Source organism: Streptomyces sp. Z423-1, from assembly GCF_013009255.1.
Classification (GTDB): Bacteria; Actinomycetota; Actinomycetes; order Streptomycetales; family Streptomycetaceae; genus Streptomyces; species Streptomyces gossypiisoli.
In genome coordinates, this window is record NZ_CP053109.1 from 9,451,279 (window position 1) to 9,460,473 (window position 9,195).

7 protein-coding genes are annotated in these 9,195 nt (G+C 67.5%); 5 read left to right on the plus strand and 2 right to left on the minus strand.

The genetic code is table 11. The features are described 5' to 3' along the window. The first annotated feature begins 153 nt into the window (after positions 1 to 153). The 5 genes from HJD23_RS42875 to HJD23_RS42895 all read left to right on the plus strand — a co-directional run bounded on the left by HJD23_RS42875 (position 154) and on the right by HJD23_RS42895 (position 5,054). A complete protein-coding gene (locus HJD23_RS42875) occupies positions 154 to 1,038 on the plus strand; it encodes a PIN domain-containing protein (protein WP_171117019.1) in 885 nt (294 codons plus the stop codon). A 39-nt stretch (positions 1,039 to 1,077) separates the two neighbouring features. Beyond that, positions 1,078 to 2,013 carry a hypothetical protein gene (locus HJD23_RS42880; RefSeq protein ID WP_171117021.1) on the plus strand — a complete coding sequence of 312 codons (936 nt, stop codon included), beginning with the start codon at positions 1,078 to 1,080 and terminating at the stop codon, positions 2,011 to 2,013. Between the two features lie 48 nt (positions 2,014 to 2,061). Continuing rightward, positions 2,062 to 2,604, plus strand: a complete 543-nt coding sequence (locus HJD23_RS42885; RefSeq protein ID WP_171117023.1) for a hypothetical protein — start codon at positions 2,062 to 2,064, stop codon at positions 2,602 to 2,604. Positions 2,605 to 3,129: 525 nt separating this feature from the next. Continuing rightward, entirely contained in the window at positions 3,130 to 4,455 is a 1,326-nt protein-coding gene (locus tag HJD23_RS42890) for a hypothetical protein (protein ID WP_171117024.1), read from the plus strand. 209 nt (positions 4,456 to 4,664) lie between these two features. Further along, complete coding sequence (locus tag HJD23_RS42895) at positions 4,665 to 5,054, plus strand: hypothetical protein (protein WP_171117026.1); 390 nt, start codon at positions 4,665 to 4,667, stop codon at positions 5,052 to 5,054. A 69-nt stretch (positions 5,055 to 5,123) separates the two neighbouring features. Here the strand turns inward: HJD23_RS42895 and HJD23_RS42900 are convergent, their stop codons facing one another. Beyond that, positions 5,124 to 7,790, minus strand: coding sequence for a DEAD/DEAH box helicase (locus HJD23_RS42900; RefSeq protein WP_171117028.1), 2,667 nt, complete (start codon positions 7,788 to 7,790; stop codon positions 5,124 to 5,126). Further along, positions 7,787 to 9,079: a hypothetical protein gene (locus HJD23_RS44620; protein WP_240980957.1), complete on the minus strand. Its 1,293-nt coding sequence runs from the start codon at positions 9,077 to 9,079 to the stop codon at positions 7,787 to 7,789. The genes HJD23_RS42900 and HJD23_RS44620 overlap by 4 nt, the downstream gene beginning before the upstream one ends. Positions 9,080 to 9,195: the final 116 nt, after the last annotated feature.

The following is a 9,195-nucleotide window of genomic DNA, read 5'->3' on the forward strand; positions in this document are numbered from 1 at the left end:
CTTACCTGGAGCTCGGGTCGTCCCGACCGTGGGCATCGGCGAGCCCCGTGGTAGCCCGCGACACAGCGGTGGGCTCGTGGGGGAAGTAGTAACGGAGAAGAGGTCCCGGCGGAACGGGAATGGGTTGTCAGAGGTGTGCGGCATCATCGGCAGATGGCCGCCACACGAACCCCGCCGACGTACCTGGAACGCCTCCGGTCCGACCTGGACCTGATCGAAGCGGATTTCCTCAAGGTCCTTGCGGACTCACAGATCCGGAACGTCGACCCGAACCGCCGGTCCGGCGGCTTCGTGCACTTCGGTGCCGCGAAGTGGGGCTGGGTGCCCAGCGGCCCCGAACTCGAGACACGAAGGATGGAACTCCTTGGGCGCGTACGGGAGTGGGAGCCGTTGTTCCGGCTGCTGTTCCCGCACCCGACCCCGGAGGTCACCAAGCGCCTCGACGGGACCCTTGCCCTGCTGCAGCGCTGGCTTGTACGCCCCCGGGACACCACCGTGCCAGCCACCGTCGACAAGGCCGTCGACAAGGTCAAGGCGGCCGTGGCCACGCTCCGGAAGCTGGGCGAGCTCCTGCCGGATGACGCCTGGGCGGTGCGTGTGGCGGTCGACACGAACATGCTCCTCGATGACCCCGACGTGGCGATCTACACGCCGCTGCTCGGGAATCGGTACATGGTCCACCTGCTGCCCGTTGTACTGCGGGAGCTGGACGAGCACAAGCTCGCCGGCCGCAACCCCGACATCCGCGACGCGGCGAAGAAGGCCGACCGCCGCCTGAAAGGGCTTCGGACCAACGGCGACGTTCTACGCGGTGTGCGGGTGGCCGGCGATGTGCACGCCGTCTTCGAGCACATCGAACCCAAGGGCGACGGGCTGCCGAACTGGCTCGACCTGGACGTGCCCGACGACCGCTTCGTGGCCTCCACTCTGTTGCTGCAGTCCCGGCACCCCGGCTCCGCCGTCTACGTGGCCACCAGGGACATCAACCTGCAGACGAAACTCGCCGCCGTCGGACTGCCCTTCATCGAGAAACCATGAGCACCAGCAAGCCCGCTGTACCGAGCAAGGGAGCACCCTGTGTCCGCCGACTTCTCCGCCCTGCACGAACCGCTTGTGGAATGGGTCTACGACCGCACGGGCGGCGACCCCATGAAATACGCTTCAGTCGCTGCGTTCGGGCAGTTGCACGGCCTCGATGAGAGGCAAGCGTTCGGACTCTTGCAGTACGCCAAGAGCTGCGGACTCCTGGACCACCGCTTCATGTCTTTCGGTGACCCCGCGGCAAACCTGACGCCACGGGGCCTTGAGTGGATGGTGGAGCGGCGGCGCCGGCGCGCCGACCCGGCCGCGCGGGCCGCCGCTGCGCGCAAGGGCTTGCTGGTCTGGCTGTGGCACCGCAAACACGACGACATCCTGTTGCCCGCCGTCGCGGACGTGCTGAACGATCCGCTGTCCCTCTTCGAGGGCGAACGCCTCACCAGCAACGAGATCGACAGGGCCTCCGCCTACCTGAGCGAGAAGGGCCTGATCAAGGGCGACAGGAGTGCGGGCTCAAACGGGCACGTGCAAGCCGAGATCACCGCCGAAGGAGAAGACTGCGTGGACAGCTATCAGGGGGACATCGGCGCGTACGAACGCCGCAACACCGGCGGTAACACCACGTTCCACATCGGGCAGAACACTGGCAACATCGCCGCGAACAGCCGCGACTTCACACTGAACGCGACCACGCACAGCGGCGTCGACCTCGCCCAGGTCGTCATGGCCGCCCGCGCACTCCGCCAAGCCGTGCCCATCCTGGGCCTGCCCGAAGACGATGCTGCTGAGGTGACCCAGCTGGCGACGCGCATCGAAGAGGAAGCCACCAGCACCAACCCCGATCCGAGCCGCCTCCAGCGGTGGCGTACCCAGGCGGTGGCCATCCTGTCCTCGCCGGTCGTCAGCGGCGCATTGAGCAGCGTTCTCGCCACCTACCTCGGGGTCGTACTCCCGGAACTGCCGGCGGGAGGTTGAGCAGAACGCGCGGCCACGCCACCGGACCTCGACTCATAGGCTCAGGACATGACGATGAGGCCGCAAGAGCTTGAGGACCAGAAGGAGACCCTGGAGCTGATCAACAGCGAACTGGCGGCGCGTCTGGCGCGGCAGTCGGAGTCGGGCGCGAAGGTGGACACGAAGGCGATCTTCCTGGTGGGTTTCGCGGCCACAGCCGCTCAGTTCCTGGCTTCCCGGAGCTTCGAGCCGTTCACCGGCGCCGCGGCCTTCGCGGCGTACGCGGTGGCCGTCGGCTTCGGCATCTCGGTGTTCAACCTTGCCGAGTACGAGGACATCAAGCCGCGGGAGGTCCTGGACACCTATGCGCGCTCGGAGAAGGGCGCGACCCTGGGGGCTCTCGCCGGAACGCGGGTGGGCATATTCGAAAAGAACGACCGCCTGCACCAGCGGAAGACGAAACGGTGGACGGTCACCCTGGCCGCTGTCGCCGCCGGCGTTTGCCTCTCCACTGTCAGTCTCGTGCTGCACACTGACGGCCATGACAAACGCACAGAACCAGGGGAACCCACCCCCACCTCCTCCGCCACCTCCTCCGTCCAGCCTCACTGACTCTCTCGCCAACCCGGCTCTTGTGGGCACGGAGAAGAGGAACGAAGGCAAGCCCACCCGTAACAGGGCGGCCACCCCGGGACAGACCATCGAACGGAGCTGACCCGCACCGCGAGAGCGGCCCTCGCCTGCACGGCGAGACAGCACGAGAGCCCGGGCATCTGCGGCCCGGGCTCTCTCTGCGTACTGGAATGTCCGACCGGTTCAACGACCCGTCGACTGAGCGTCACGCCCACTCCGTGCCCAGCTCCACGAGCGCGGCACGCTGTACCTCCGCGAGATTATCTCGGCGGGTCCTGGTGTTGGAGACTTATACACCCAGCTTCACAACCACTGGCGTGGCCTCGCCCTCCACCGACATCTCCTCTGCGTGGCCCCTGGGGACGCCGTGGTGGCCCCGCCGAACTCGCCGCTGGCCGTCGATGAGCCGGATGCCGACGCCTGGTTGACGATCACCTACCGGCGATCCGGGCAATTCGATGGAAGAGGGAACCAGCGAACGAAGAGAATGTCCACGTGCCTCCGATGCTGACCGACATGCCGTCCGACCGTCTGGACGTGCTGATCAAGCACCCCTTCCACCGCGAGACGGGCGAGCGGCTGATCGCGTTCATACGCGACCTGCGCGAATGCCGGACCCCGGAGGACTATGTAGCGTTCCAGCAGGACTTGCTGCACGCCACCCTTGCCGCGAACGACGCGCGGGCGGAGCGATCACGGGTGATCAAGAGGCTTAGGAGAGGACAGAAGCTTCCGCCTGATGCCCCGGAACTCGTGATCGGCGATCCACACGACCTGGACGACTGGCGGCTGGAACTAGATGTCTTGGAGCGCGTAGGCCGACAACTGCGCTCAATCGGTGATGCCATGGCCTGGCGGGCCTTCCACTACGACCGCCGCCACATACTCGCCCTGCGTCGCAACGAGTCACCGGGGCCGATGACCCTCAGCAAGGACGGCACTGTCCACGAGATCCAGTTCGCGGAACAGCAGTGGAACGAGCATCGGCAGTTCGCGATGCTGCACGACCTCACCGACTGCCTGCGCATCGGCGACGTAATCGTGTTCGGCAAGCCCGACCAGAACAACGAGCAAGACATCCTGCTCTACGAGTTGAAGACCAACCCAAACCGGCGGGAAGGAGCTCAATTCCAGCGCACCCGGATGGCAGCCGAAGCACTCCACGAGGGCGGCCCGCTCCCTGGGCACGAGAATGCCCGACTCATCGACACGGGCGTGCCTTACGCCACCCACCTCTCCGCTCTCGCTGACGCTTTCGCCCAGGCCCACCGCGACGGGATGAAAACGATGCGGGTGCCAGGACAGCGCGGCCTGCTCGCCCTCGACATCCCCGCCGCCAGCAACAAATGGGAGTCCCAGGAAGCCACACGACAGTTTGAAGCGCAGTACGCAGCGCTGCTGCGCCGCACCCGGCTGACCGGACAGCGCGTCTGCTACGGCAGCGGTGACAGCGCCGCCCGCAACTACCTCACCGCGCCGTGGGGCATCTATCCGCTGCAGCCCGCGCAGTGCGCCGGACTCATCGCCGATGTGCTCGTCTTCACCGTGACGCTGTCCTCCGACAACTTCATCGAAGAACTCCGAAAGGCCGGGCTGGACGTCCGCTGGGTCCTGCCCGAAGGCGCCGAGATCGAATCGGCGCAGCCCCTCTTGGAGATCAACGGGCACGGCCGTCGGCTGCAAGTGGCGTGTGCCGAGATCGAGCGCTTGCTGCTGGAGCTCACCGACCTGCAGACCTGGGCAGAGGGCATCGACCGGCTGCTGGAGAAGACCGAAAGCCGCTGCCAGCCCTGGCCGTACTTCACCGAGGAACACAAGGTGTGGGCCTGACGGTCTTTTTCGTACGTCGACGGGCGCCTCGCGCGCGTCCTCGATGGCCTGGCTTGTACGTCTGGATGATCTGCGAGCTGTTCGGGCTCGGTGTCCAGGCCGTCACTCGTTACACCGCTACCGGGCCCGAATCGGCGCCGCAGCCGGTGAGCCGCCTGCGACCTCCTGAACAGGCCTCGAAAGTAGGGGACTTCGGGCACGGTGGTGACATGGACAAGGGGATCTGGCTTTTCACCACGAACGGCGAGTGGCAGCAGGCGGAGGATCCGCTCGCTCCGCACCAGCATCTGGATGACTGGAATGAGCAGAGGAAGGCGGCCGGCTACGCGTCCTGGTCCAGCTTCCCGGGGCTGGACGCTGCCCCGCTGGGGCTGGAGATCTACCGCGGCCAGGATGACGGGCCGATGCTGCTGTTCCTGGTCAACGTCACCACCGATTCCTTCTACGAGACGGTGTACGCCGAGAGCGTCCCTGCACTGATGGAGCTCCTGGCGCGCTGGACACCAGTCGTCCAAGGCGCAGCCATCGGCAAGCTGGCGGGAGAGTTCGAGGGCAAGGGCGTGATCCCCTCGATAAGCCGACACCCGGACGCCAAGTAGGCACCGCGCTGCGCTGAACCCAGGTTGGCGGGGAGCGTCATACTCCCCGCCACACGGCACCACATGACCTCACGCCCATTCGACGCCCAGTGCCCGCAGCGCGTCCAGTTGCTCCTGGGCAAGCCTGTCCCGCCTCGATTTGGTGTTCGATACCCACACACCCAGCTTGACGAGCACCGGCTCCGTCTCGCCGTCGACCACGATTTCTTCGCTGTGGCCGCGAGGCACGGGCCGGTGGGCGCCTTCCCGTTCCACCCACTGCGCGAGGGCCGCCAGGCCGCGCTGGAACGCCTGCTGCGCCTTGCTCGGGCCCTTCGTTGCGCGCTTGGCGGCCGGGGCGGGGGACGGGGCCTCAAGCGGCTTGATGCCCAGCTGGGACAGCCGCTCCTGCTGCGCGGTGGACAGCTGCGCCCAGGTGCCCGGCTGCTTCTGCCGTTCGAGCCACCGCCCGATGTCGTCACCGTCGAACAGCACGCCGGGCTGGATCTCGGGCAGGCTGCCGTCGGCGTCGACCAGGTCCGCGAGCACGCGGTAGTGGCGCTGCCAGTCCAGCGGCCACGGGCAGTTCCAGTCCGGGTCGATCGCCGTCAGCTGCTCCGCGCGCTCCCTGGCCCGCTCCGGGTCCTTCCCGAGACCCCCCTTCCGGCGGAGGTTGGCCATGTGCTGCCCGACCGGCACCATCGCCTCGCCCTCGCCCCAGACCGCATCCTGGCGCGGGGCAAGGTGCCCGGTGGAGTGCCGGTAGGAGCGCAGCGCTGCGAGCTTGCTCTCCCACGCCTCCTCACCGGGCTCCCACACCATCCCGGCCTCCGGGGCGTCCAGCAGCTCCTTGCGGCGCGGCTCCAGCTCCCCGGCTCGCAGCGCCTTTCGCTGCTGGTGCACCCACCTCCCCAGCGGGAACGCCTTCGTCACGCCGACCTCGGTCTCCGTGTCGTACGGGACGGCGTACAGGCCGGTGATCTCGTTTTCCGCACGCCACCGGATGAGCGCCTGGTAGCCCTCCAACCAGACCAGGGACTCCGGCCGGTACACGCGGGTGCGCAGGAAAGCGGCGATCGTGGCCGCGTCCCGGGGAGAGGAGAAGTGGAGCAGGGCCGATTCGGCGGCGGCCTGCGTGTCGTCGTGCTCCTGGTCCTCGCCGTCACCCGTGCCGTCGGCTCCGACGATCCGGCCCTCTTCGTCGCGCTGAACGTGCACCTTGCGCTTGCCATGGGTGAGGGCGCGGGAGGCGAGCTGCTCGACGAGTCGTTCATCATGACTGCGCAGGCCCTGGAGGATCGCTACGAGGGGGCGGAAGCTGGCGCTGGCGACCATGTCGGTGGGGTCCTCGCCGGGCTCCAGGAAGATCGGCACGATGATCCTGGCCACTTTGGTGGAGCCGTCGCGGTTCAGGCGGAGTGCGCGGCCGATGTTCTGGACGATCTCGACCTGGGAGCCGCGGGTGTCGGCGAAGCAGATCGCCTCCACGCCCCGCTCGCCGGTGATGTCGACGCCTTCCCCGAGGACTCGAACTGAGGCGAGGAAGGCCCTGTGTACGCGTCGGTTGTTGGCGTCGATGCCGTTGGCGAACTGCCGCAGAACTTCCCGGCGTTCGGACATGAGGTGGTCGCCGCACAGCCACGCCGACCACACTCGGTCCGGCGGGACATGGCGGCCAGCCTCCAGGCCGTAGAACTCCGCGTCGATCGACGACGCGGGCAGTTCCTTCTCCGCCTTGACCATGGTCTCGTCATCGGTCTCGGTCATGTACAGCTCGGCAGCGGTCTTCGGCAGCGCCTCCGCGAACGCCGCGGCCTCTTCCACCTTCTGATGGAAGGTCATGACCGTACGCAGGTTGTACGCCGCCGCGTGCTCCAGGAGGGCGGTCTGCAGCAGGGCCAGGCGCCGGCCTCGCTGCGCCTCCTCCGACTCCCCGAGGACGGGGGAGGGGTCGCGGATCTCCAGGACGTCGATCTCGAACGGGGCGAGGATCTCCCGCTCGATCGCCTCCGAGAGCCCGAGCTCGGCCAGCCACGGCCCGTAGGTTTCCGAGTCCTGGCCCATCGACGCGACTTCCAGCTCCTGGCCGTCCGCGCCCTTCTGCGGCCGGGGCGCCGCGAGGATGCGCGGGGTCGCGGTCAGGTACAGCCGGAAGTCCGCAGGGATACGGGCGTTGTCATGGATCGCCGCCCACGGCCTCCCAAGATCACCTGCCGTACCGTGGGCCTCATCTACGATGGCGAGCGAGAAGCCGTCCATGCGCTGCCCGTACAGGCGCTCTCCGCCCGCCAGAGCAGCCTCCAGAGGCCCGCGAACGCGTCCCTGGCTCGTTGGGTCCTCGAAGTCCTCGCGGTCCACGAGAGAGGCGTACGTGGCGAACACGACCACGGGCCCCGACCCTGCCCACAGGGCGAGCTGGATCGGGTTGGTGGTGGTGCGCACCCCGAGCTCGTTCAGCACCGGGTCGTTCTCCAGCGAGCACACCGCGACCATGGGGGAGCGGTGACCGACCGACCGCCACGCCTGGGCGGTCTGCACGAGCAGGTCCAGGGTGGGCACGGTCACGAGGATCCGGCCCTCGGGGAAGCACTCCAAGGCGCTGGCTGCGGCCATGATCGTTTTTCCGGAGCCGGTCGCTGACACGATCGTGCCACGGGCACCTTGAGGGGGCACAGATGACCTTGCAGGGAATCCCACCCACCTACGAAAGGCCGACTTCTGATCGACCTGGTGTTTCTTGAGTGGAATCCTGCTCATCGCCCGTCCTTTTCGCTCGTGTCGTACAGCCAGCTGTTGTGAAGCCTTTCCAGCGCGGTTTCCTCCTGGCTGTGCTTTGCCCAGATCCCTTCGAGCCAGAGCGGGGTTGTCTCGATCCTCTCGCACAGCGCGAAGCAGCCGGGCAGGTCGATCAGCACGAGTTCGCCCGCGAACATACCGCCGGGCCCGTAGCGGCTCCACAGCCGCTCCAGTCGCGCCCGGTGCTCGTGCAGGTACGCGTCCAGTGCCCGCGGGTAGGTTTCCGGCTCCGCTAGGTGCACGGTTCGCAGGGCGATGTCCACGAGTTCCCGGGACGACTCCTGGTCCCACTGCTCGGAGCTGGTGCCGGTCACGGCGGCGTAGTGCTGCTCGCACACGGCGAGGACGCGTTCGATGAGCTCCGCCGGCGCCTCGATCTCCTCGCCATGAAGGGAAGGCCGGCCCACACCTGTGTGCAGATCGGGCAGGGCGCGCAGTTCGCCGGTGCGAGCCCTTGCCTCCTCCAGGTCCAGGCCGTGGTCGGCGAGGTGAGCCAGGAGCAAGCGGGACAGGACCTCCCCGTCCCTGGCGTACAGCTGAGCGTGCTCCTCTCCGCTGTCGGCAGAGACGATGGCGCGAGTGAAGACGGTGTCGAAGAAGAACTCGGACAGGATGCCGATCAGCTCCAGGCTGGCTGTTGCCGACTGGTCGTCCAGCGCGGCAACAGCGGCGTCCATGACCGCAGTGAGGAACCGCCCGCGAGCTCCATGCAGTTGGCGCGCCTCGCTCTGCGGGCTTTCCTCGACGGCCTCCACAACGCGGTACAGGCCCTGGTCTCCGTACAGGCCACCCGGCTTCTCCTTTGCCCGATGCGCCTTCGTCACCGCTTCCTCAACGGACCGCGCGTAGGTGTAGTTCGTCACCACCGAGGCTCCGGGGTGCGCCGGGTCAGTCCGCTGCGCCACGATCCGGTAGCGGATCAGCTCAGAATCGGGCTCCACCGCCCCACCGCTCGCACCTTCCTGACGGTCCTGCAGCGCCTGGCGCCAGCGGTCCGCCTGCGCGTCGTTCTCGGAGGAGTAGGCGTCCCACGCCGTGCCGCCCATCAAGTTCCAGATGCGCCTCAGCTCGTTCCGCCGGACAGCAGCCAGCCGTTCCTCCGTGCTGAGCGGCCTCGGCTGGTCCTCGCGGCTTTCCAGGCCACCCGCAGCCACCAGCCGCTCATGGATCTGCTCCGCCGTCAATCCGGTAACCTCACGCTGGATTTCCTCCCGCGCCTTGAGGCGCATTTCGACGGTCAACGAATTCAAGTAGTCCCCTCCTTCACGACCCCCGCCCGGGTGGTTGGGGGTGTCCTGTGTTTCTGCCAACGGTACATGCTGCATCAACCTGATACACCCACTACACTAGAACCCGACACGAACGA

Excerpts from the sequence above, each read along its gene's own strand:
- HJD23_RS42875 (WP_171117019.1), top strand. The coding sequence starts at position 154 with ATGGCCGCCACACGAACCCCGCCGACGTACCTGGAACGCCTCCGGTCC.
- HJD23_RS42885 (WP_171117023.1), top strand. The coding sequence starts at position 2,062 with ATGACGATGAGGCCGCAAGAGCTTGAGGACCAGAAGGAGACCCTGGAG.
- HJD23_RS42890 (WP_171117024.1), top strand. The coding sequence starts at position 3,130 with ATGCTGACCGACATGCCGTCCGACCGTCTGGACGTGCTGATCAAGCAC.
- HJD23_RS42895 (WP_171117026.1), top strand. The coding sequence starts at position 4,665 with ATGGACAAGGGGATCTGGCTTTTCACCACGAACGGCGAGTGGCAGCAG.
- HJD23_RS42900 (WP_171117028.1), bottom strand. The coding sequence starts at position 7,790 with ATGAGCAGGATTCCACTCAAGAAACACCAGGTCGATCAGAAGTCGGCC.